Source organism: Dakarella massiliensis (assembly GCF_001182045.1).
Taxonomy (GTDB): domain Bacteria; phylum Pseudomonadota; class Gammaproteobacteria; order Burkholderiales; family Burkholderiaceae_F; genus Mesosutterella; species Mesosutterella massiliensis.
The window spans coordinates 42502-66576 of the sequence record NZ_CVTY01000004.1 but is presented as its reverse complement, the minus strand read 5'-3'; the positions used below and the strand labels follow the sequence as shown (position 1 = coordinate 66576).

Below are 24075 nucleotides of genomic sequence, written 5' to 3'. Positions count from 1 at the left end.
TATACCTAATCGGTTAATTCTTAAGTATAGGTCAGTCTGATCAGCAGAATCGAGACCAGATATGTTCTCTTCAGTGACAAAAATCCCCGGGACTTGCCCGGGGATTTTCTGGTTTCCAGTAAATGATCTCTACTGGAAAGATTCGGCTTCGATTACTCAGCCTGAGCCACTGCCTTCACAGGAGCCGGCTCACGGAGCTTCGCGACGCAGTGGTAAACCACAAGGAGTGCGAGCACGATCAGGGCAAAAGCAACGATCAGCTGCAGACCGCCCACCATGAAGACAAACGTGCCATTTGCGATCTGACCAAAAATCCGTACCACAGCTTCAACCAGAGCAGTCATAGTAACGATGAACATGAAGGTCATCGGAACATAAAGCATCCAGCCCTTGCGGCCCGTGGCCTTAAGGAACACTACGAGACCGGTCAGCACAAGAGCGGAAAGGAGCTGGTTCGCGGAGCCGAAGAGCGGCCACACCGACATATAACCCGCCATGCAGAGCGCAAAGCCGCAGACCAGCGTAAGGACCGTGGAGAAGACCACATTCGTGAAGATCTTCTGGATAAAGGTCTTTTCCTTCCCCGGAGCCGGCTGAAAGAGTTCCTGCAGCGACATGCGGCCGATGCGGGCCACGGCGTCAACAGACGTCAGGGCAAGAGCGGAAACGCACATCGTCAGAATGCAGGCGGCGATATCAGCCGGAACACCGAAGATGTCCTGGAGGAAACCGGCAACCGAGTGGGAGAACGTCTGGAACGGAGTACCTGCAGGAAGAGCGCCGTTCGTAGCCGCAGCGCAGACCACCACGAGAGACACGATACCAAGCACCACTTCAGCGCACATCGAACCGTAGCCAACAAGACGCATATCCTTCTCGTTGCTGATCATCTTGGAGGACGTACCGGAAGAAACGAGCGAATGGAATCCGGACACAGCGCCGCAGGCAATCGTCACAAAGAGGATCGGGAAGAGGTCCATGTTCTTAACCGTAAAGCCCGTCACAGCCGGCATATTGAGTGTCGGATTCTTAATGAACACACCCAGCACGCCGCAGATAATCATGCCGATCAGCAGATAAGCAGACAGGTAGTCACGGGGCTGCTTAAGAAGCCACATCGGCATTACGGAAGCCGCAAAGAGGTAGATGAAGACGATATAGCGCCACGTATCGGCGTCTGCATAGATCGGGTAAGCGATGCCCGCCCAAACCATCAGCACCATCAGCACGAGACCGACAATGAACTGCACACCGGAATTCGGCTTCACATACTTCATGAAGAGACCGAAGAGAACGGCGCCGACCATGTAGATCATTGAAATCGACGCGGCTGCGGCATTCGGCACCTGAAGATCACCGGTCTTCGAGAAACCGTTAAAAGTTGCCGCGACCATGTCACCGAAGGCCGCAATCACGAGCAGCGTGAAAAGCCAGCCGAAAAGGAGGAACAGCTGACGCCCTGTACGGCCAACATAGTCTTCAATAATGGCACCGATTGACTTGCCGCCGTTCTTGACAGATGCGTAAAGAGAGCCGAAATCCTGAACGGCGCCGAAAAACACGCCGCCGATCAGCATCCAGAGCAACGCAGGAAGCCAGCCAAACATGGCGGCAATAATCGGACCCGTGACAGGGCCGGCACCCGTGATGGATGTGAACTGGTGGGCGGCCACCGTCCACTTGGAAGCAGGCGCATAGTCACCGCCCGCATTTTTTACAGCCGGAGTCGGCTGCTTAGGATCAATACCCCATGTCTTCTCAAGCCACTTCGAATAGATGAAGTATCCGAAGCCAAGAGCGACAAAGGCGATCAGCATGACGGTTAAACCGTTCATTTTATTTTCCTTTGAAGCAAGTACGAAATCTGCAGCCGCCTCCCGGAGGTTGCTTTTGGTCCCAGCGCAGGTGGTCGCTTGGATAAAAAGATGAGTGATTCCTGAATCAGGAGAGGCGGCGGTCTTTTTGGAAGAAGGTTTTTATTCTTTCAATGTTTAAAAATATACACATTCGCACATCGATACTTCTAAGAAAAAGTGCTTAATTGATTGCACTGCGGTCAAGCATCACACCTAAAAAAGCCCATGAATACCGTGTTTGCGGCAATAAAAAACCCTGAGAAACAAAAATCTCTCAGGGTGTTCTGTTTATTGCTCAGCTATTTCAGCCAAGAATCATCGAATCGGGAATATCCGCTTCTCCGTTCGAAGCTTTTTCGAAGAGACCAAGAAGATCCTGAACCGTGAGCTTCTTCTTCTCTTCTCCAGCGATATTCACAATCGCTCGGCCGTTATGCATCATGATGAGACGGTTACCGAAACGGAGAGCGTCACGCATGTTATGCGTAATCATCAGAGTCGTCAGACGGCCCTCATGAACGAAACGATCGGTAATCGCAAGCACCTTCTCCGCGGTCTTCGGGTCCAGAGCCGCCGTGTGTTCATCAAGCAGCAACAACTCAGGACGGCGGATTGTTGCCATCAAAAGCGTAACAGCCTGACGCTGACCGCCGGAAAGCAGTCCAACCTTGCTGGTCAGCCGGTCTTCAAGGCCAAGATCCAGCTCAGCGAGCATTTCGCGGAAATGCTCGTACATCTTTGAACTCTCACTCCACCGCAGTCCAAGTCTCTGGCCGCGGCGCATGGCCATAGCCAGATTCTCCGCAATCTGCATGCCAGCTGCCGTTCCCTTCATCGGATCCTGGAAAACACGGCCGATGAAACGGGCACGTTTATGCTCCGGCATTTTGGTGACATCGGTGTCTCCGATGATGATGCGTCCAGAGTCGATCGGGAATACACCGGCAATCGAATTCAGAACGGTCGACTTGCCGGCGCCGTTACTGCCGATCACCGTCGCAAAGTCACCGTCCTCAAGCGTGAAGCTCACACCCTGGAGGGCCTTCTTTTCATTCGGGGACCCGGGGAAGAATGTCTTATAAACGTTTTCAAGTTTCAGCATCAGGAAGCCCTCCCGGTGAGACGGGATGCCGCTCTCAGTTTGGACTGAATAAGCGGCAGGGAAAGCGCAATGGCGACAAGAATAGCAGTGAAGAGCTTAAGGTCGTTCGGCGGCATGCCAAGCTCGAGCACAATGGCGATCACGAGTCGATAGACAATCGAGCCAAGAACCACTGAAATCAGACAGTTCTTAAAGCTCCGGGTGCCGAAAAGCACTTCGCCGATAATCACTGAGGCAAGGCCTATCACGATGGTACCGACGCCCATGCCGGCATCCGCAAAGCCATTGCTCTGCCCGACAAGCGCGCCGGAAAGAGCCACAAGCCCATTGGAAAGAAGCAGACCAAGGATCACCATGGAATCCGTGTTCACGCCCTGAGCGCGGCTCATCTGCGGGTTATAGCCCGTAGCGCGCAGAGCGAGTCCAATCTCAGTTCCGAAGAACCAATAGACCACAGCGACGACCAGAAGCGTCGCGATCAGACCGACAGCAAGGGTAGTCTGGGCTTCGGTGAGCCCCGCGGAAGCGCCCCAGGAATAAATCGTGGTCTGCCCGAGAAGCGAAAGATTCGCGCGTCCCATTACGCGGAGATTGATCGAGTACAGACCGATCATCGTCAAAATACCGGAGAGGAGTGCGGGAATCTTCAGCTTTGTCGTGAGAAGTCCGGTCACTGCACCTGCGATACACCCGGCAAGAACAGCAAGCACAAAAGCCGTAACCAAGGAATGACCGGAGGTGATGCAGGTAGCCGCGACAGCAGCTCCAATCGGGAAAGTACCCTCAACCGACAGGTCAGCAATATCGAGCACACGGAACGTGATATAAACGCCGAGCGCAAGCAGTGACCAGAGAAGCCCCTGGGCAATGGTGGGAATTAGTAAATCTAACATCGATCAGGTGCTCCTTTCTGCACAAGAACCTGAGTTACCTAAAAAGAAATCCTGCGCGGCCTCAGAGTATGAAGCCGTGCAGGCTTTGAACAAAAGCAGAGATCGGAACCTCTGCGGAATTCTTACTGAATGATTTCAGCCTTCGACTTCACGGAGTCCGGAATCTGAATGCCGATTTCCTTGGCGGTCTTCGCGTTCACCATGGCCTTGAACTGCTGCTGATAGCGGATCGCCATGTTTTCAGGCTTCGATTTGCCGTCAAGAATATCCGCGCCCATGTCACCGGCAATCTTGCCGAGCTCATAGTAGTCAATACCGATCGTGGCAAGACCGCCGTTCTTCACCATATTGGGTTCACCGCAGATCACGAGGAGCTTCGCCTGGTTGGTGACCTTGATCAGAGTCGGCATGGCGCTCGCGAGAACGTTGTCAGTCGGGATATAGATCGCCTGAACCTTGCCAACAAGACTGTTCGCAGCCTGCTGAATATCATTCACATTGGAAACCGTCGCGATCTTCAGAGTCACACCCATCTTCTGAACAACGGTCTTCAGAGCATTCACCTGGACCTCGGAATTGACTTCACTCGAGTTATAGATGACGCCAAGCGTCTTCAGATTCGGAACAAAATCCTTGATCAGCTGAGCCTGTTCAGCGATCGGGTTCATATCAGAGCTGCCGGTAACATTGGTGCCGGGCTTCTCGTTGCTCTTCACGAGACGCGCGGTCTGATAGTCCGTAATAGCGGTGCCGACAATCGGGATCGTCTTCGTGGTGTTCGCTACAGTCTGGGCGGCCGGTGTCGCGATCGCGAAGATCAGCGCGGAATTGTTGGACACAAAGCGCTGAGCGATGCTCTTCATATTCGACTGATCGGCCTGCGCATTCTGCTGATCAATCTTGATCTTCTCGCCGTCCTTATAGCCACGGGCCGCCAGCTCATCCACGATACCCTTATTCGCCGCATCGAGAGCCTGGTGCTCCACCAGCTGAATGATGCCGACATTCAGCTGACCAGCCGGAGCAGACGCTGCCGCCGAAGAAGCGCTTCCACCCTTATCACCGCAAGCAGCAAGCAGTACAGCCGCGCCGACGCAGGCGAGCGCGATTCCAATCGACTTCATCTTCATAAGGGGCTCCTTCGGGGGAATTTATTGCTGATATCTGAAATGTATCGGATCTTGTCTGCTGTTTCAGCAGATGCATTTGGTCATTATGCACGTCTGAAAGCAGGTTGTGGAAATTTTGGAATTTCCCACAGGCATGAAAAAACACCAGGATGAATGAACCATTCCTGGTGTTTTATTCTCAGCATGGTCTGATCCCGTCGCCGCGGGATCAGATTCCGAAACTGATTAGTTGTTCTCGGCGAACAGCGGGGTCGAGAAGTAACGGTCGCCGTTATCCGGGAAGATCACGACAAACGTCTTTCCTTCGGCCTCAGGACGCTTGGCGATTTCAATTGCAGCCCAAAGAGCAGCGCCAGCGGAAATACCGGAGAGGATGGCTTCAGTGCCGGCAAGCTTCTTGCCAGTCGCGAAAGCGTCTTCATTGGTGACCGTGATCACTTCGTCATAAACAGACGTATCAAGCGTCTTCGGAATGAAACCGGCACCGATACCCTGAATCTTATGCGGACCGGGCCTGCCGCCGGAAAGAACCGGAGAGGTGGTCGGCTCAATAGCTACAGCCTTCACATTCGGATTCTTTTCCTTGAGGTAACGTCCGGCACCTGTCAGCGTGCCGCCCGTGCCGACGCCGGCGACAAAGTAGTCGACAACGCCTTCCGTGTCACGCCAGATTTCAGGACCAGTGGTTTCGTAGTGAGCCTGCGGATTCGCAGGATTATCGAACTGACCGGCGATGATTGAGCCAGGATCCTTCTCATGAAGTTCCTGAGCCTTCGCAATGGCGCCCTTCATGCCGTCCTTACCCGGAGTGAGAACAATCTCAGCACCATAGGCATGGATCATGTTGCGGCGTTCAACCGACATCGTATCCGGCATGACGATAACAACCTTGTAGCCATGAGCACGGCCAACCATGGAAATACCAATACCGGTATTACCGGAGGTCGGTTCGTAAATCGTGGCACCGGGCTGCAGGCGGCCAGACTTTTCAGCGTTCAGGATGATGGACTTAGCGATACGGTCCTTCACGGAACCAGCCGGATTGAAGGATTCGAGCTTCGCGAGAATGCGGGCCTTAAGACCAAGCTCCTTCTCAAGCTTGCTCAGTTCGACGAGGGGAGTATTGCCGATCAGGTCGGACACAGACTTATAAATAGCCAATTCTTTTCTCCAAAAGCAAGGCGTTTCACTCACGCCTGCCTAACAGTGATGGAATACGGATGACTCAGCTCATCCGCCAGTTGGTAACAGGTGTTTGGGCTTAAACCCGAGTTTTTCTGTCGGATATATTATCAGTCGGATTTTAAAAAAGCAAAATTAATTTTTTGTGGATTTTTAAGTCTTAAACGTAGATGATTACGATTTAAATAAACTTATTAAATATAAATTTTTCATTATCTTATATAAACAAGACCTTAAAAACCAAACCCTATAAACGACACAAAAAAGTTAAAAAACAGCTAAAAAATCGGTCTTTTCAGAGCTCCCGGCATCAAAACTCTTCTGTAAAAAAGTGTACCTTCTGATGTATTACCTGACGAATCCTTGAATTTCATCGAAAATACTTTTTCCCCGTCACCACTCACCGATCTGATCCCGAATGAACTCATTTTCTTCCCAACGCACTGAGACAACAGCCCCCTCTTCTCTCACGCTTCAGCTAACTTCTGAGGAGCTGGGAAAAAATGGCAGCTGCATCGCTTGGACTGAAGTTTCAGGGAAGACTGTCCGGGTGATTCTTCCCGGCACGCTGCCTGGCGATACGGTAGAGGCCGTGGTCGAACTGCCTAAAAAAGGGGCTCATTCCGCTATCGGACGTGTTTCACGTTTCGTTCGGAAATCCCCCGGCCGCCGGAGTTCTCCCTGCCCTGCTTCAGCGCTCTGCGGCGGGTGCCCTTTGATTGAACTCACAAACGAGGCTCAGCTCTCTTATAAAAAGCGTTTCCTCGAGAAGCTTTTCTCCGCGATCCCTGGCGGGGCACCTCAGATACTGGATCCGATTCCGATGCCTCACGGGATTGACTCTGGATACCGAAACAAAGCGGTGCTCTACTTTGAAGAGTCTGCAGGAACCCGAAAGCTGGGCATGTACGAAGCGGGAAGCCATCATGTCGCGCCGGGAACTGACTCCTGCAGACTCTGTCCAAACTGGATGGCAGAAGCGGCGAATGCAGTGCTTCACTGGAGCAAGGATTCAGGATTATCTGTCTGGAGCGAAAGCTCTCAGACGGGACTGCTCCGCGGTCTTATTCTTAGATCCGGCAGCAGCGGGCGTCTTGCGACTTTGGTGACCTCCTCTTCCATCCCTGACTCCGCCTCTGAAAACCTGATTCCGGCTCTTCAGTCTGCCGGTGTTACAGACGTCACCGTTTCCATCAAGACCCGCCCTGGAAACTTTGTGCTTGGTGAGAGAGCTCAGGTGCTTTTGGGCAGAGGTTCCATCACTGCTGAAATTTCAGGTCTTGAGTTTGAGGTCAGACCCGAAACCTTTCTGCAGGTCAACACACCGCAGACCCCGGTTCTTTATGACACAGCGATTCGCCTTGCCTCCATCGACCCAGAGGATACTGTGCTTGATCTCTACTCCGGTATCGGTACCATTTCGCTGCTGCTCGCCAGAAAGGCGGGACACGTGATCGGCGTCGAGATTGTTCCAGAATCGGTTGAAGAGGCAAAGAAAAACGCGGTGAGGAACGGCTTATCCAATACCGAATTTTTCTGCGGCCCGGCAGAGAAAATCCTCCCGGATATCTACAGCCGCGGCATCCAGCCGAAAACGGTTTTTGTCGACCCTTCACGAAAAGGGCTCGAAGCCTCTGTCCCTGGCATCATTACTGCCATGGGGCCCGAAACCGTGATCTATATTGCGTGCGGCCCCGAGGCTCTGGCGCGCGACGCGGCGAAGTTCCACAGCCTCGGGTATTGCCTCGATACGCTTCAGCCCGTAGATCTGTTCCCGGATACCGCGCATATTGAATGCGTTGCGCGGTTCCGGCGGGCGCAATAAAAAAGCGGACGGTTTTCGTCATCCGCTTTCAGAACCTGATTCCGTTTACTTCAGATTCGCGTCGAAGAACGACGTAATCTTATCGAACGGGATCACATTCATCTTGTAGTACAGATCTGTGTGTACGGCACCGGGAATGATGACAAGCTCTTTATTGTTCCCCTTCAGGCGTTTGAACAGGTCTTCGCTGAAGTAGCGGGAGTGAGCCTTCTCGCCATGGATCATCAGCTCCGGCGTTTCGATTTCCTCGGCATAAACCGTTATCGGCATATTCGTGAAGTCGAGCACTGAGCTCAGAGTCGCTCCGGTTGTTGACCCGAATGAACGCGGATGATAGCCGAGCTTCGTCTGATAAAAGTCGTGATAGTCACGCACAAACTGAGGAGTATCGGGTTTCACTTCAGTGATCACACCGCCCGCCTTCTTATAGGTGCCGCTCTTGTAATCAGCCGTTCTCTGCGCGCTCAGCGTCTTCCTCAGCGCTTTCCGTTCAGCTCGGATCGCTTCCTGCGTCTTCATTTTATCGAAGTACCCGTTCGCAATCACCCGGCTCATGTCGTACATCGTGGAGGTCACGGTAGCCTTGATGCGCGGATCCATAGCGGCCGCGTTAATAGCAAAGCCGCCCCAGCCGCAGATGCCCACAATACCAATCGCTTCAGGATTTACGTCGGGACGGTTCGACAGATAATCAACCGCTGCAGAGAAGTCTTCCGTATTGAGATCGGGGGAAGTTACATTCCGGGGCTGTCCACCAGATTCACCGGTGAATGACGGATCAAATGCCAGCGTCAGAAAACCTCGGGCCGCGAGCTCCTGAGCGTAACGCCCCGATACCTGCTCCTTCACCGCGCCGTAGGGACCCGCAAGAGCGATTGCTCTCATCTTCTCTCCCGCCTTCATGGATTTCGGCGTGTAGAGATCTCCTACCAGGGTGATTCCAAAGCGGTTATGGAAAACAACCTTCCGGTGCGACACCCGCGAATCCTCCGGAAAAACCTTGTCCCAAGCGTTCGAGAGCTTTGCGGGATCAATCGTTTCCGGCACCGCAACTGAGTCCTTCAGAGGAGCGCGGTCCAGCGCCAGCGCGGCGCGTGTCGCAAGTGCCGCACCGACTCCCGTCAAAGCCACTTTTGCGAGGAGCCTTTTCGACATCATCATCTTCATTATTCCTATCTCCCATTCATTTTTGCAGTGGATGAGGGTCACTTTTCCTACCCTTCGTTCTTCCACTGATTTCCTTGGGTGAGATAAGATTAACGTTAAAGTCAACTTTAAAGTCAATAGCCGGAGGGACTATCTGTGGAATACACGATTCAGCAAGTTTCAAAGATGACGGGAATTCCGTCCTCGACGCTCCGTTTCTACGATAAAGCCGGTCTTCTCCCCTTCCTCAGCCGGGGAGCTTCAGGCTATCGGATGTTCTCAGATCTCGATCTGGGGTCTATTCAGATCATTCAATGCCTCAAAAAGACCGGCCTCTCAATTGATCAGATCCGGCTCTTTACGGAATGGGTGCGGGAGGGAGATGCGACGCTTGAAAAGCGCCGCGAGCTCTTCAGGCAGCAGAAGAAAGAAATCGAAAGCCGGATCAAAGCGCTTGAAGAAACACTCGATGTCGTCAACTACAAATGTGCCTATTACGATGAAGCGATTGCCGCGGGGACTGAAAAAGTGGTCTTCGGCCGCGATCCCCTGCCGCATTCAGAGGAATTCATCCATGCCGGCCTAAAAGAAGAGGCCTGAAGCAGGACGCCTCAAGCCTCACATGACAGATGCCGCGGAGACCTGCCGGCATCTGTGTTTTTATTTAAAGCCAAGGATTACTTGGCAGCAGCCTTCTTTTCACGGATCGTGAACTTGTGGCACTGGTTGCAGACGAGCTGCGGCTTCGCCTTATCAGCCTTGTGGCAATCCGTGCAGTTCACGTCACCGAGGTGGCTGTGATGCGGATTCGGATCAAGATTTTCCGTCATCTTGGCGAGCTTCGAGTAGTCACCGTGGCAGGCCTTGCACTGCTCCTTCACGACGTACCCATTCACGCTCTTCGGCCAGGCCGAACCGTGAATTTCAGCAAGGGTCTTATCAGCAGCGCCGGCCGACATGGAAAGGCTGAGGCCGAAAGCAACGGCAGCCAGGACAGCTAAAGCTTTAGTCATATCAAATTCTCCTCTATTCCTGTTTGTCTTTACGTCCGGGCATTACTTAGCCGCTTTGGCACGGGCAGCCATCTCACGGCCGGCAATACGGCCGAAGACCGTAGAGCCGCCAAGCTGGGCACCGCCGATGTAGTCGCGGAAGAAGAGGCCGCCAGCGGCATTGCCGGCTGCGTAGAGACCAGGAATGCTGTGGCCTTCAAGGGTCTGCACTTCAGCCTTCGTGTTGATCAGCGGACCGCCGAACGTAGCCGTCATACCGCCTTCATACGGAATGGCGAAGAACGGCGCCTTCGCGATCGGATGCGGCTGACGATAGGAGCAGGGCGGATTCATCCGCTTAAGCGTGCCATTCTTCAGTGCGTTGTTGTAGTCGTCAACGTCCTTCTTCAGCACGGCCGGATCAATGTTGATGTCTTTAGCCAGGGCTTCGATCGAATCAGCCTTGTAGTACTTGGTGTTCAGCAGCTCAAAGCGGTGAGTCATGTTGCCGATCACCTTGCAGTCGGCGTCAACAATGGCCCAGGCCTTGTTCTCGATCGTGTTCTGCGCGCAGGCCTTAGCTTTGATCACGTAGGTGTTCACTTCATCAACGAAGCGCTTGCCGCGGAGGTCAACGATGATGCCATAGCCGGAGTTCAGAACTTCATTCGGATTCACATGCGTTTCAGCAATGATCGGACCCGCATGGAACTGATCCATGTTCACGAACTTCGCGTTCAGCGGGAGCGCGAGAGAAATATTCGCGCCCGTGGTAGAGAGAGAACCGCGGATGGCCAGACGGGAAGCCCAGCCGCCGATGTACTTATCGACCATTTCAGGATTCGCGGAGAAGCCGCCCGTTGCGATCGTGACACCGCCCTTCGTGAAGAACTTCTTGCGGCCATCCGGAGCAACAGCTTCGACGCCGATCACGCGCTCACGATCGTCCGTGATCAGTTTGTCCGCGCGATGCTGCCAGAGGAAAACGACGCCGCGTTTCTTAGCGGCAGCGACGAGCATCTGTACCATCTGGGAGCCGCCGGTAATGCCCTTGCCGAGAATCGGGTTAATACGCCATTCACGGGGATACGGGGCCTTCTTCACCTTGCCGAATTCAATGCCGATGTTCTCTTCGAGCCAGTCGAGACCGGAGGGAATATCGTTCGTATAGGTACGGGTCAGGGCGGGATCAGCTCTCCAGTTGGAGGTGACCATCATGGCCTTATAGAAATCCTCGGCCGTATCCTTGATGCCCTGACGGATCTGACGCTTGGAGCCCCAGCCGCAGATATTGCCCAGAGCGTAAATGGCGTTGCCGTTCGGGCGATCCATCTGCTCCAGGATAGCGACACGCTTCGCGCCGGAATCCACAGCGGTAATAGCGGCAATCAGACCGGCAGCACCGGCGCCGAGCACGATAGCGTCATAAGCGGCAGCAGACTTCGCGGCCTTTTTGTCTTCCTTCTTTGCCTTAGCAAAGGCGAGTCCCGGGAATGCCGAAGCGGCGAATCCAGCCATGCCGGCCTTCAGGATCGTACGACGGGAGAGCTGTGTCATCTTTCTTTCTCCTTTTTATTGACTACCTTCAAAAGAAGTAGTTTTCCAGTTATGTTGGGTATTATCCGTCGTTCAAACACGTACGTAGTTTGACCGATATCAGTATTTAACCCGGCAAAACCCTAGAGAAAGAATTTAAAAACTACATAAAATCAGGCAATTATTTTTTTGACCATCAGCTGCGCCCTTCAGATGCAGACTCCTGACAAAAGACTAAGCACATCGACACCGACACGCCGGCCGTTCTTCGAGCGGGAACGGTCTGAAGACGACACTGCGGCTTCTGCCTCCGCTTTTCGAAGACTGACCGAGCCGTCAGGAGAAATAACGAATTCGACAGCGGAATCGCCGTTAGTGAGATGAAGAAAATCCCGGACTTCTTTCGGGATCGTGACCTGACCTTTGATCGTAAGACGGTTTGCCATTTTGGGCTCCTTTTTATCCGGTTTTGGCACCATGCCGGGTCCGGCAATATGGAACAAATCCAACCCGACCTATCCGCCATCTTCCTGATGGCCCGGGAGATCACCCGGCGGCCAGGATGCCTCGAGCCGCGCACCCTGGTTGCTGCATAAAAAAAGCTCCTCATGCATTACGTGAGGAGCTCTTGTCTTTCCCGCTCTATTGCCTCCGCTCGAGGAGACCTCATTCTCTCAATGCTCTGAGAGCCACCACCTTACCCGGGTAGGCAGGTTGGCGTGCGGCGTAATTAAACCGCAACTCGTAATGACACTTTAATTTTAGCGGATCCAGAATTAATTGCAATAATCCTGAATCCTCTCTGACAGATTACGGATTCGGATTCCGCTTCTTTCGGAAGCCGCCCCCGAGAAGTGCGCAGACTGGACGACGAGACGAAGTATTCCGATATCCGGTAAGCGCCCGGGCCGCATGCTGCTCTTCTTTCTTCGGAGATGAAGACACAGCACTGGTCTTTTCGATATAGGGATGATCGAAAAGCGGATCATGAGGGGCAGGTGGCGGTGTATAGCGGTATGCATGCGTCTCGTGGCCGCGTCTCTGACCGCGGTCAGAGGACGAACGGCGGCGATCTTCGCGAGTCAGCTCTAGAGGCTTTCTCGCAAACTTCTGCTTCGTCAGCTTCTCAATCGCCTCAACGAGCTTCTCATCGTTCTCACCCGAAGCGAGAGAAATGGCAAGACCCTTGGCGCCGGCTCGGCCTGTACGGCCAATACGATGCACATAGTCTTCCGCCGCGAAAGGCACATCAAAGTTGATCACGAAGGGAAGTTCCGCGATATCAAGGCCACGGGCCGCCACATCGGTAGCGACAAGAACATGCGTCGTGCCGTTCTTGAAGTTTTCAAGAGCCTTCAGTCGCTCATCCTGAGTCTTATCACCGTGAATGGAGTCAGCAGGAATGCCAGCGTTGACCAGGAGACGGGTCAGACGGCGGCAGGTCAGCTTGGCGTTCACAAAGACAAGCACCTGGCGCATCGGACCGTTATCGTCACCGTGATGGCGCAGGAGCTCGGTCAGGGCCTGAACCTTGCTCTCACCCTTCACTTCGTAGAGTTCCTGTGTGATCGTATCCGCCGTGGCGTTCTGGCGGGCAACTTCAACCAGCTGCGGATCCTTCAGAAACTGGCTCGCAAGTTTCTTGATTTCAGGCGAGAACGTCGCCGAGAACATGAGGCTCTGAACTGACTTCGGAATCAGATTGAGAATCCGGGAGATATCCGGCAGGAATCCCATATCGAGCATACGGTCAGCTTCATCGAGCACGACGATCTCAACCTGGGAGAGATTCACGGCTTTCTGTTCGATGTGATCGAGCAGACGTCCCGGGGTAGCTGTCAGCACCTCAATTCCACGGCGAAGCATATCGCTCTGCGGACGGATATCAACACCGCCGTACACCACGCCGACCCGAAGTCCAGTCTTCGCCGCATAAGCAACGAGATTTTCATTCACCTGATCCGCGAGTTCTCGGGTCGGGGCAAGAATCAGAGCCCGGACGGGGTGTCTCGCAGGAGACGCGCTCGTATTCGCTTTCGGGAGAATCCGCTGCAGCATCGGCAGGCCGTAGCCTGCAGTCTTTCCCGTACCCGTCTGAGCGGCGCCCATGACGTCCCGTCCGGCAAGCACGAGAGGAATGGCCTTCGCCTGAATCGGGGTCGGGCTCACATAGCCCATTGCCTTGATAGCATCAAGGATCCGGGGATCAAGCTGGAAAGATGAAAAATCCTGCGATTCTGTCATAGTCAAAAGAACGGTACTGCCTCGCGAGTATGGAGTGGGAATCTTCGCTGCATCGGAACCGGAACATTCACTGACAAAATTAGAAGCCTGCGCTGAGGCTTCCCGATGCAAAAAACGTGACGATGGTAGGCCAGGTTGGACTTGAACCAACGACCAAGGGATTATGAGTCCCCTGCTCTAACCAACTGAGCTACTGGCCCGATGGTCTCCCGCGAGCCCTGATGGGCCGGGGAGATCACAAAGAAAGCTATTGTACAGAAAATCAAGCGGCGGTGCGCTTATTCCTCGAAGTCCTTGTAGTCCTTCAGGCGGGCCTTCGCGGCATTGCTGCGCAGCTTCCTGAGGGCCGCGGATTCAATCTGGCGGACACGCTCGCGGGTAAGGCCAAGTGCCTTGCCAACCTCTTCAAGCGTGTGATCCCGATTAGATCCGATACCGTAACGGAGACGGATAACAGAAGCCTCGCGTACCGTGAGATCATCGAGAGAGCGAACGATTTCATCGCCCATCGCGGTCTCCATATAACGGCGCTGCGGATCCGCATCATCCTCACCGCGGACGAAATCGAGCTTCGTCGCATCATCGTCATCGCCGATCGGCGCGTCGATAGATTCGACACCGCGCATCGCGTTCATCAGCAGATGCACCTTGGAGAGCGGCATATCGCCAAGCTTTGCAAGCTCGGAGTCGCTCGGTGCCTTGCCGTCATGCGTCTGAAGATAACGCTGCTTGATTCGGCGAAGCTTGTTGTAGGACTCGGTCATATGAACCGGAACACGGATCGTCGCACCGTAATCCGCCACAGCGCGCGTTACCGACTGCTTCACCCACCAGGTTGCATAGGTGGAGAACTTGTAGCCGCGGCGGTATTCGAACTTATCAACCGCCTTCATGAGGCCGAGGTTACCTTCCTGAATCAGGTCAGTCATCGCAAGACCGCGGTTCACATAGGATTTAGCAATCGAAATCACGAGCCGGAGGTTTGCTTCGATCATCTTGCTCTTCGCAGCCGACAGGTTGCTCTGAGCGATCTTCACGGATTTGGCGAGCTCACGCTGCTCGGGAATAGTGATGCAGGAGGCCTTTTCTTCATTCCGAAGCCCTTCCTGCATCGCCATCAGGACCGCTTCCTGGCGCTCAACACGCTTGGAGTAGGAAACGCCCTGACGCACGATGGACGGGAACCAATCAGGATCCGTCGCACGGTGATCAAAGTCCTTCAGGAACTTATCAATCGGAATGCCGCAGTCATCAACCGCAAGGGCGCGCATCCGGGAGAGAAGTTTATTCACGCCGGATACATGCTCCGTCACCTGATCGGACAGCGAAGACACAATCTTGCCAGAGAAGCGGATCTGGGAGAGTCCCTTCACCACAGCGCGCCGTTCACGGCTATAGGCCGCGTGCTGTTCGGGATCCGGGAAATACTCCTTCACGAGCTTGTAGTGATCTTCACACTCGGTGATGATCGACACCACACGGTCCTTCATATCGGAAAGCTGCTCAGTCGTCATGCCGGCCGCGCCGATATCACCGTTAGAGGAATCGCCCTCCGCGACTTCTTCTGTCCCTTCGGGTTCATTAAAGCCATCAGCGACGTTATCGATCGTCAGCTCACCGGACTGCAGCTGATCACGGATCTTAAGCAGGCTGTCCATCACGAAGGGGAAGCCGGCAAGAACCGAGACCAGTTTCTGAGTGTAGGACTCAATCTGCTTCGCTACTTCAATTTCCTCTTCACGTGTCAGCAGCTTATGCGTGCCGACACCGCGCAGATACGCGCGAAGCGGATCGCGGGACAGACCGGCGCTCTCTTCAGGAGACAGCATTTCCGCGGCATCGTCTTCATCGATGTCGTCACGGCTATCAGAGGTCACGGAGGCGAGAATGATGTCATCGCTGTCCGGGGCCTGTTCAAACACCTGAATACCCAGAATGGCAATCTGTTCGGAAATATCCGAAACCTGCTCCTCAGTCGACACAGCGCTTTCAGGCAGCAGATCGTTGATGTCCTCAACAGAGATCCAGCCTCTCTGGCGGCCAAGCTTCACGAGCGCCTTGTATCCCTTCGTCACTTCTTCAGACGGGGCTTCCCGGGAGCTCTTCTTGGCGCTTCTCTCTACCGCCTCGAGATCGATTTCCTCATCCGGCAGATCCTCTCCAGAGGAGTCATCATCTCCCTCCATCAGGCTTTCCGGATCAAGAATTCCATCATCGGAATCAGAATCATCGTCAGAGACTTTAGCGGCAGCCTTCTTCGGACGGCCGGGCCTCTTGCCCCCCGTCTTGGCAGTTTTAGCGGCAGCCGTTTTCGTCGCGGTCTTGCGCTTCTTCGCGGGCTTTGCCTCAGCCTTGTCGGCAGGCTGCACCGCAGAAGCCACAGCAGCCTGAACAGCCGCTTCAGCCTCGGGATTCACAATGCGCCGTCTTCTGCGCCGGATCACCACCACGGGCGGCTTAGGCGCCGCAGCAGCCGCAGAAAGCGTCTCAGACGCCGCGGGTTCGGCGGCCTTCGTCTCTTCAGTTTTATCTTGTAGCGTAGCCAATTGAAACATCCAGCATTTTTATTCCGCCTGGAGGCGGAAAATTCACGCCGCAGCGCCGGAGATCCGGCTTAGCCGGCTCACGGGGCAGCGTAAAAATGAAATTTTTCTGCTCCTGCACAACTCAGGAGCTGTAATTGTCGAAAGGGAGTGACAGCATAAACTAAGAGCGGATTCTCTGCGACCGTATCCGACCCGTTTCTATCCTGATTGACAAAATAGAATAAAAATGAATGCCCTGCTTTCACCCCGCTTTCCGGGGAATTCCGCCTGAGTAGGCGACGTGCTACTTCTTATCCTCTCCGTCGATGAAACTCTTCAGTTTATCGGAGCGTGAGGGGTGGCGCAGCTTGCGGAGAGCCTTTGCTTCAATCTGGCGGATCCGTTCGCGGGTCACATCGAACTGCTTACCAACTTCTTCGAGCGTGTGATCACTCGACATCTCGATACCAAAACGCATACGAAGCACCTTCGCTTCGCGCGGGGTCAGACTGTCAAGAACCTGCTTGATGGCCTCTTCGAGATTTTCATTCTGAGCGGCTTCCGCCGGCGCTTCAGTCTCAGTATCCTCGAGGAAGTCCCCAAGATGCGAATCCTCGTCATCTCCGATCGGCGTTTCCATTGAGATCGGTTCCTTCGCGATCTTCAGAATCCGGCGAATCTTATCCTCAGGAATCTGCATTTTTTCGGCGAGTTCCGAGGGATCCGGTTCCTGACCCGTTTCCTGAAGCACCTGACGCGTGATGCGGTTCATCTTATTGATGGTTTCGATCATGTGAACCGGAATACGGATGGTGCGTGCCTGGTCCGCAATAGAACGGGTGATCGCCTGACGGATCCACCAGGTGGCATAGGTCGAGAACTTATAGCCGCGGCGGTATTCAAACTTATCGACCGCTTTCATGAGACCGACGTTGCCTTCCTGGATCAGATCGAGGAACTGCAGACCGCGGTTCGTGTACTTCTTAGCAATAGAGATCACGAGTCGAAGGTTCGCTTCCGTCATCTCCTTCTTCGCGTTCCGGGCCTTGGCCTCACCGGTCGCCATCTGCTTATAGATGTCGCGGAGATCCTGGATCGGAAGCAGCGCTTCCACTTCCATATCAATCAGGCGCTGCTGCAGCTGCTCAATTGCCGGAAGATTGCGGCGGAACACCGGAACGAAAGGCTTGCCGGATTCCAGCAGGCGCTTGCCCCAGTTGAGATCCGTCTCATGCTTCATGAAGTCAGAGAGGAAGAAATTGAGGTCAATGCCAGAGCGGTCAACAGCCAGTCCCTTGATCTCTTTCTCGATATTACGGATCTGCTCAATCGTCTTACGAAGCGTCCCGCAGAGACGGTCAACAGCCTTTGCCGTGAATCGGACCTGAGAAAGTTCCTTGCGGATCTCTTCCTGCTTCTCAATAAAAGCCGGAGAGCGGGAACGATCACGCTCATAAATCGCCTTAATCTCTTCAAACTGCTTGCCGACGCGGTCAAAAATCTTCAGAACGCGTTCCTTCAGTTCTTCAAGCTGCCCCGCGGTCATGCCGGAAGCGCCGATATCAGCGAAGTCGTCCTTCTTCTCGTTCTCAGGGTCGTTGATGCCGTCAACGACTTCGTCAATCGAGAGCGTGCCTTCGCGGATACGTTTGGCATCAGCTAGAATCTCGCGGATCGTCGTCGGACTTGTGGAAATGGCAGTCACCATGTGCCCGAGACCGTCTTCAATACGACGGGCAATGGCGATTTCACCTTCACGCGTGAGCAGTTCGACAGAACCCATTTCGCGCATGTACATGCGGACCGGATCCGTCGTGCGGCCGAATTCTCCGTCCATTGAGGAGAGGGCGGCATCGGCTTCATCATCACTGTCCGAATCCGTGACGGCGTTATCGTTCAGGAGCATCGATTCTGCGTCCGGTGCCTGGTCAAAGACCTGAATATTCAGGTCAGAGAGTGTGGCCACCACCTGATCGATATCGTCCTGCTCCACCATGGTCTCAGGCAGATAGTCATTCAGTTCAGCGTACGTGAGATACCCGCGGTCACGGCCAAGCTTGATCAGAGCGCGCCATTTGGTCTGACGCTCTTCCGCGCCTTCTTCCTTCGCGTGATAGGACTTCGCGATAGCTTCCTTCATCGCCTTTTCGCGGGCGAGCTTGGAAGCACCGCGGCCGCGGCGGCGCTTAGGCTGCTTGGTGAGCGCCTCTTCGGCAATTCTCACAGCCTCATCATCATCCGAATTCTCGTCATCGCTGTCGACACCGACGACATCGTCATCCGAACTGTCAGTGTCATCAGCCTTTCCGGATTTCTTCGCGGCCTTGGATTTCGCCTTGGTCTTTGTCTTTGCCTTTTTGGGAGCAGCGGCCTTCTTCTCAGTTTCTGATGGCTGAGCGTCACCAGCGGCTTCGGCAGAAGCCGCCTTGAACTCTTCTTCGGAAATGAGGAACACCCACTCATCAGCAGCCGCTTCCGGCGCTTTTCCTTCAGGCTTCATCTGTTTCAGTTCGGCTTCGGGAATCAGGTAGACGACTTCAGGCTGCGCAGCCTGAGCCGCTTTGCCTTTCTGAGTGGTTTTAGACGACTTTTTGTTAGTTGCCATTTCTGTTCCAATGTTTTTTCAAGGCAAGCGCAGCCACACGGGTTCCCGCGGTGAGAGCCATTCCGGCACTGCAGCTTTTAGCGGCGGGTATTCCTGCAACAGTCACATCAATACCCTGAATCCAGATATCTGGCCTCTGTGATAATGGGAAACACTGATCCGGCAAGAGCCGGATTCCTCTCATCGGTTTCCCTGCGGCACAGGATCTATCTGGAAAGTCAATGTGTTACTGACGCCTCCGACTAGTATGTGTCTCCTGGGCGCCCCCGTACAAAAGTGCAAACAGTGTTGCCTTTCTGCGGGCCTAGTTGATCAAAATGATAGCACAGACCACTTGACAAGTCTCGAAATCTCGAGTATTAACCCTGACCCGGCAGCGGAACGTCTTCCGCTGCGGCCTGTTTGAGCGCAGTCCCCAGCTGCTTCAGGCGGGTCTGCAGACCGTGATAAAGCTCTGCATCAAACACCTCCGCGGAAGCTACCTCATCCAGTCGGAATCTCACCTCATCCAGCGCTATTTTCAGAAAAGCGGTGCGGATTTCCCGCCGCGCGACATCCTTCGGCGTTCCGACGGACATCTCCTCTGAAGCAATCTTGCTGTACTCATCACTGTACTGGCTGCCGGCCAGAAGCTGGACCAGAGTACCGGTAGTGAGAGAATCGACCGAACCTCTCTCCTCCTGGTCCTCACCCCCCATGGCCGCGCGCCAGGCTTCAAGAATCTTCTGATCTCCGGCCAGATGACTCCCGGTCATATGCTCTTCAATATCGCTCTGGAACTCTTTGAAGAGACTGGGCCAGGCGAAAAACGAGCGAAGCATACGATCCCGAAGATCCAGAACCGGAAGAGCGCCTCCTGCCATAGAACGGCCCGTACTGCCTGCACCACGCCCTCTCACCGGGAAGAAATTCCGCCGACGCTCTGCCGGGGCGCTCTTTACCGCAGCGGCAAAAGGAATGCCAATAAGACTGCAGATTTCCGCGGGCTCCATCCGGACAACAAGACCAATACTGCCAATCAGCTGCTGACGCAGCATCGGCGCTTCTTTCATAGAGAGAAGAAGCGGCTTTGCTTCCGCGAGGAACTGAGAACGTCCTTCAGGGGTTCCCATCGACTTTCCGGCTTTCAGTGAATCGATAAAGAACGTTGAAAGCGGAAAAGAGTGCTGGATTTCGCGCTCATACGCTTCGGGCCCCTCTGCTTTGATCAGACTGTCCGGATCATGCTCAGGAGGGAGGAGAATAAATCTCGCTTCCTGCGTATCCGTAATTACAGGGAGTGCCTGCTCGAGAGCCCGCCGCGCCGCATGGCGCCCGGCATCATCACCATCAAAGGAGAAGATAATCTGGGGCACGATCTTAAAAAGCTTCCTGATGTGCGCTTCACCGATTGCCGTGCCAAGTGCCGCCACGGCTTCGCCAAACCCAGCCTGAGAGAGCTGAATCACGTCCATATAGCCTTCGCACACAATGGCGCGGCCAGCCTTGCGGATCGCTTCCCGTCCCTCCCACAGACCATAGACTTCCTGACCTTTCTTGAAGATATCGGTTTCCGGACTGTTCAGATACTTCGGTTCTCCTTTTCCAATCACCCGAGCGCCAAAACCAATCACCTGCCCTCTCGGATTACGGATCGGGAACATCACACGGCCGCGGAAACGGTCATAGCGGTGACCGTCTTTCGTGATCGCAAGGCCGCAGTCCTCCAGCGCTTTTGAGCTGTATTTCTCGCCAAAAACCGCTTCGAGCGCCTGCCAGTTATCCGGCGAATAGCCGAGACCGAATTTCTGCCGCGTTGCCTCACTGATCTGCCGCTCTTTCAGGTAAGAGAGCCCAATCTGGGACTTCGCGAGTTCCGCAATATAGAAGTTCTGCGCCTTCAGCATCAGATCGGAAAGCGACTCGCTTCTTTCACGGCGCTTTCTTTCACCTCGCTCTTCCGGCACGGGAAGCCCCACGCTCTGAGCAAGTTCCCGGATCGCCTCCGGGTAGGTGATGCCTTTGTACTGCATAAGAAAGCCCACAGCGTTGCCATGCGCTCCGCAGCCGAAACACTTGAAGAACTGCTTATTCTGGTTAACGGAAAAGGATCCTGTTTTCTCATGGTGGAAAGGACAAAGTCCAAACCAGTTGATCCCCTTCTTCTTCAGGCTCACATACGGGGAAACGACATCGACAATATCCACCCGATCCAGGAGGTCTTTGATAAACGACTCAGGAATCATCACGGATCCTTTGAAAATTCGGCTAAGGTCTGATTACAGTACACAGATTACAAAAAAACGAAACGCCCGGATGAACCTATGGTCTCCGGGCGTTCTTTTTTCTCGCTCACGGGTGGAAACACCTCCTTTACCCGGAGCAACTCAATGCGTTAATGGATGATTGAGGGCCGCGAACCGCGGCCCGCCAAATTCTTCTTGTTATTTCTGGAGCAGCTTCGCGCGGATCGCAGCAGAGACCTTGCTCATATCTGCGCGCCCCGTGAGCTTGGGCTTGACGAGGCCCATCACTTTGCCCATCGCGGCCATACCGGAAACGCCGGCGTTCGCGATAGCTTCATCAATCACCTGATTGATTTCTTCTTCTGAGAGCGGCTTCGGGAGATAAGCGGTGAAAACATCAATCTCACCCTGCTCCTTGGCTGCCAGATCTTCACGTCCGCCCTTGCGGTACTGCTCGATCGAGTCGTGGCGCTCCTTCACTGCCTTCGCAATGATGGCGGTGATGACGGAGTCATCAGCCGTAATGCGCTCATCAACCTCTTTCTGCTTCACCGAGGACCAAAGCATGCGGATTGCGTTCAGCTTTGCAGCGTCATGCGCACGCATGGCATCTTTCATATCGGACTGGATCTGTTCTCTAAGAGTCATCTTTATTTGACCTGAAACAACAGCTGGCGGCTCACGTGAATGAGCCTGTCATCATCACTAAAAAAGAATTAGTACAGCTTCTTCGGCAGCATCATGCTGCGCAGACGCTTGTAGTGACGCTTGATGGCGGCAGCCTTCTTGCGCTTGCGCTCAGCGGTCGGCTTCTCGTAGAACTCACGGGCACGGAGCTCGGTGAGGAGGCCAGACTTTTCGATGGTGCGCTTGAAGCGGCGAAGGGCAACTTCAAAGGGTTCGTTTTCTTTAACGCGAATGGTAGGCATTGAGTAAAACCTTGATTAAAAAAGGGAAGTGTGTTTTCCCAAAAAGTTAAAAACACTGTTTCGCAATTCAGCAAAAAGTTTGAATAGAAACAGCAAGTCTTGGATTATCTCATAAATAGAAACGTTTGTATAGTGAATAGGGCTTTCCTTCATTTCAGAAGTCTCACGGCTGCCCCTCTGTTCTCTCAGCCCGGTCTCTCGCCGTCTGAGGTAAATTAGCTCACCAACTCTTCACTAAAATAAGCGTCATGCTAATTCTTGGTATTGAATCCTCCTGCGATGAAACGGGCACCGCCCTCATCGATTCGGAGAAGGGGCTGCTTGCCCATCGCATCCATACGCAGATCGACATGCACCGCGCCTATGGCGGTGTTGTGCCTGAACTTGCCAGCCGCGACCATATCCGCCGCGTTCTAGCACTGACTGATGAAGTGCTGGAAGAGGCTGGAAAGACCCGCGCTGACCTTGGCGCTATCGCCGTGACCGAGGGCCCTGGTCTTGCGGGTGCGTTGCTCGTTGGTATTTCGGTCGCTCACGCGATCGGCTATGCGCTCGGCATCCCGGTGATCGGCGTTCATCACCTCGAGGGACACCTCCTGGCCTCTCTTCTCGCGGATCCCGCTCCCCGTTTCCCCTTTGTCGCTCTGCTGGTGTCCGGCGGCCATACGCAGTTCATGCGTGTGCAGAAGTTCGGAAGCTACGAACTCCTTGGTGAAACGCTGGATGACGCCGCCGGTGAGGCGTTTGATAAAACCGCTCAGCTTCTCGGCATGTGCTACCCGGGCGGCCCCGGGGTCTCCGCTCTTGCTGAAAAGGGCGTGTCAGGCGCGATCGAGCTTCCTCGCCCCATGATGCATTCGCCGGATCTCAATATGAGTTTCTCCGGTCTTAAGACCGCTGTGCTGAATGCTGTCACAAAGGCTCCAAACCCTGAGGATCCTCAGTTCCGCGCCAACGTGGCCCGAGCGTTTGTGGATGCCGTCACTGACGTGCTTGCCGCCAAGGCTGTTCGCGCGCTTAAGAAGACCCGACTCAACTCTCTCGTCGTCGCCGGCGGCGTGAGCGCCAATAAACAGCTTCGCGCCCGCTTGACTCAGGAAGTGGAAAAGCGTCACGGAAAGATCTTCTTCCCGCCCCTTTCCCTCTGTACGGATAACGGCGCCATGATCGCTATCGCAGGCCTTAAGCGGCTCCAGGCGATGACGCCTGAAGAACTTGACGCGTGCCGGAAGCGCTGGTCATTCTCTGCCAAACCCCGATGGACTCTGACCGAAGCGGCGCACCCAGATCAGACTGCTTGATCGGCAATCGTATGTCTCAAAGAAAATGGGGAAGGCTTTTCGCCTTCCCCATTCTTTTTTCGATCCTCAGAAAACTATTCATCCTTCGGATTCGCCACGTCCACAGGCGTAGCGCCTAGCACATCCACCAGCACACTGCCCGCCATCTCGGCCACAACGCCGCGCCGGCCGCCATTGATATAAATCACCGGTAGCTCAGACACCGTTCTCTGCACATAGATCGGCATTCTCTTTCGGGTTCCAAAGGGACTCGTACCGCCGACAAAATAGCCCGAATTTCTCTGTGCCTGTTCTGGCGTGCATGGAGCAATGTGTTTTCTTCCCACCTGGCGCGCAAGATTCTTCGTGGAAACCTCGCAGTCACCATGCATCAGAATCACGAGCGGCTCGGCGTTTTCGTCCTCCATGATGAGCGTCTTGATCATCACGTGATTATCGATTCCCAGTTCCTTGGCACCCTGGGTTGTACCGCCGTGCGGAACGAAGTCGTACGTATGGAGCTTGAAATTGACTTTGTGCGCCTTAAGCCAGTCGGTTGCGGGCGTCGCGCTCACATGCTTCTCTTTTGCCATCTTTTCCTTCCT

General features: G+C 54.3%; 19 protein-coding genes, 1 tRNA gene and 1 riboswitch. Of the genes, 3 read left to right on the top strand and 17 right to left on the bottom strand.

Annotated features, from left to right (window positions below):
• Positions 1-152: 152 nt before the first annotated feature.
• The 5 genes from BN1936_RS00480 to cysK all read right to left on the bottom strand — a co-directional run bounded on the left by BN1936_RS00480 (position 153) and on the right by cysK (position 6142).
• Complete coding sequence (locus tag BN1936_RS00480; RefSeq protein ID WP_022443300.1) at positions 153-1835, bottom strand: carbon starvation CstA family protein; 1683 nt, start codon at positions 1833-1835, stop codon at positions 153-155.
• Positions 1836-2160: 325 nt separating this feature from the next.
• Positions 2161-2958, bottom strand: coding sequence for an ABC transporter ATP-binding protein (locus BN1936_RS00475; RefSeq protein WP_022443301.1), 798 nt, complete (start codon positions 2956-2958; stop codon positions 2161-2163).
• Entirely contained in the window at positions 2958-3851 is an 894-nt protein-coding gene (locus BN1936_RS00470; RefSeq protein WP_022443302.1) for an ABC transporter permease, read from the bottom strand. Before BN1936_RS00470 ends, BN1936_RS00475 begins: the two co-directional genes overlap by 1 nt.
• A gap of 122 nt (positions 3852-3973) precedes the next feature.
• Positions 3974-4981, bottom strand: a complete 1008-nt coding sequence (locus BN1936_RS00465) for an ABC transporter substrate-binding protein (protein WP_049686392.1) — start codon at positions 4979-4981, stop codon at positions 3974-3976.
• A 225-nt stretch (positions 4982-5206) separates the two neighbouring features.
• Complete coding sequence (gene cysK / locus BN1936_RS00460; protein ID WP_049686391.1) at positions 5207-6142, bottom strand: cysteine synthase A; 936 nt, start codon at positions 6140-6142, stop codon at positions 5207-5209.
• A 439-nt stretch (positions 6143-6581) separates the two neighbouring features.
• Between cysK and rlmD the strand changes: the two genes are divergently transcribed.
• The gene (rlmD, locus tag BN1936_RS00455) at positions 6582-7988 is read left to right on the top strand and encodes a 23S rRNA (uracil(1939)-C(5))-methyltransferase RlmD (RefSeq protein WP_022443306.1); all 1407 of its coding nucleotides are present in this window, start codon (positions 6582-6584) and stop codon (positions 7986-7988) included.
• A gap of 45 nt (positions 7989-8033) precedes the next feature.
• On the opposite strand, the gene BN1936_RS00450 is transcribed toward rlmD, so the two are convergent.
• Positions 8034-9155, bottom strand: coding sequence for an alpha/beta hydrolase (locus tag BN1936_RS00450; RefSeq protein ID WP_232422044.1), 1122 nt, complete (start codon positions 9153-9155; stop codon positions 8034-8036).
• Positions 9156-9290: 135 nt separating this feature from the next.
• Between BN1936_RS00450 and BN1936_RS00445 the strand changes: the two genes are divergently transcribed.
• Positions 9291-9734, top strand: a complete 444-nt coding sequence (locus BN1936_RS00445; RefSeq protein WP_022443308.1) for a MerR family transcriptional regulator — start codon at positions 9291-9293, stop codon at positions 9732-9734.
• A gap of 77 nt (positions 9735-9811) precedes the next feature.
• On the opposite strand, the gene BN1936_RS00440 is transcribed toward BN1936_RS00445, so the two are convergent.
• The 10 genes from BN1936_RS00440 to rpsU all read right to left on the bottom strand — a co-directional run bounded on the left by BN1936_RS00440 (position 9812) and on the right by rpsU (position 22190).
• Positions 9812-10147, bottom strand: coding sequence for a cytochrome c3 family protein (locus BN1936_RS00440; protein ID WP_022443309.1), 336 nt, complete (start codon positions 10145-10147; stop codon positions 9812-9814).
• A 42-nt stretch (positions 10148-10189) separates the two neighbouring features.
• Positions 10190-11683, bottom strand: coding sequence for an FAD-dependent oxidoreductase (locus BN1936_RS00435; protein WP_049686389.1), 1494 nt, complete (start codon positions 11681-11683; stop codon positions 10190-10192).
• A gap of 188 nt (positions 11684-11871) precedes the next feature.
• Entirely contained in the window at positions 11872-12108 is a 237-nt protein-coding gene (locus BN1936_RS11240; RefSeq protein ID WP_022443312.1) for an AbrB/MazE/SpoVT family DNA-binding domain-containing protein, read from the bottom strand.
• 185 nt (positions 12109-12293) lie between these two features.
• A riboswitch (SAM-I-IV-variant riboswitch) is annotated at positions 12294-12418 on the bottom strand.
• 54 nt (positions 12419-12472) lie between these two features.
• Positions 12473-13906 carry a DEAD/DEAH box helicase gene (locus BN1936_RS00425; protein ID WP_022443313.1) on the bottom strand — a complete coding sequence of 478 codons (1434 nt, stop codon included), beginning with the start codon at positions 13904-13906 and terminating at the stop codon, positions 12473-12475.
• A 123-nt stretch (positions 13907-14029) separates the two neighbouring features.
• Positions 14030-14106, bottom strand: a tRNA-Ile gene (locus BN1936_RS00420).
• A 78-nt stretch (positions 14107-14184) separates the two neighbouring features.
• Positions 14185-16452 carry a sigma-70 family RNA polymerase sigma factor gene (locus BN1936_RS00415; RefSeq protein ID WP_232422043.1) on the bottom strand — a complete coding sequence of 756 codons (2268 nt, stop codon included), beginning with the start codon at positions 16450-16452 and terminating at the stop codon, positions 14185-14187.
• A gap of 283 nt (positions 16453-16735) precedes the next feature.
• Positions 16736-19036, bottom strand: coding sequence for an RNA polymerase sigma factor RpoD (gene rpoD, locus BN1936_RS00410; protein WP_053101767.1), 2301 nt, complete (start codon positions 19034-19036; stop codon positions 16736-16738).
• Between the two features lie 359 nt (positions 19037-19395).
• The gene (dnaG, locus tag BN1936_RS00405; RefSeq protein WP_053101765.1) at positions 19396-21261 is read right to left on the bottom strand and encodes a DNA primase; all 1866 of its coding nucleotides are present in this window, start codon (positions 21259-21261) and stop codon (positions 19396-19398) included.
• A gap of 198 nt (positions 21262-21459) precedes the next feature.
• Positions 21460-21909: a GatB/YqeY domain-containing protein gene (locus tag BN1936_RS00400; protein ID WP_022444113.1), complete on the bottom strand. Its 450-nt coding sequence runs from the start codon at positions 21907-21909 to the stop codon at positions 21460-21462.
• 68 nt (positions 21910-21977) lie between these two features.
• Complete coding sequence (gene rpsU, locus BN1936_RS00395) at positions 21978-22190, bottom strand: 30S ribosomal protein S21 (RefSeq protein ID WP_008811706.1); 213 nt, start codon at positions 22188-22190, stop codon at positions 21978-21980.
• Positions 22191-22438: 248 nt separating this feature from the next.
• Between rpsU and tsaD the strand changes: the two genes are divergently transcribed.
• Positions 22439-23491, top strand: coding sequence for a tRNA (adenosine(37)-N6)-threonylcarbamoyltransferase complex transferase subunit TsaD (gene tsaD, locus BN1936_RS00390; RefSeq protein WP_022444112.1), 1053 nt, complete (start codon positions 22439-22441; stop codon positions 23489-23491).
• A 74-nt stretch (positions 23492-23565) separates the two neighbouring features.
• Here the strand turns inward: tsaD and BN1936_RS00385 are convergent, their stop codons facing one another.
• Entirely contained in the window at positions 23566-24063 is a 498-nt protein-coding gene (locus BN1936_RS00385; RefSeq protein WP_022444111.1) for an aminoacyl-tRNA deacylase, read from the bottom strand.
• Positions 24064-24075: the final 12 nt, after the last annotated feature.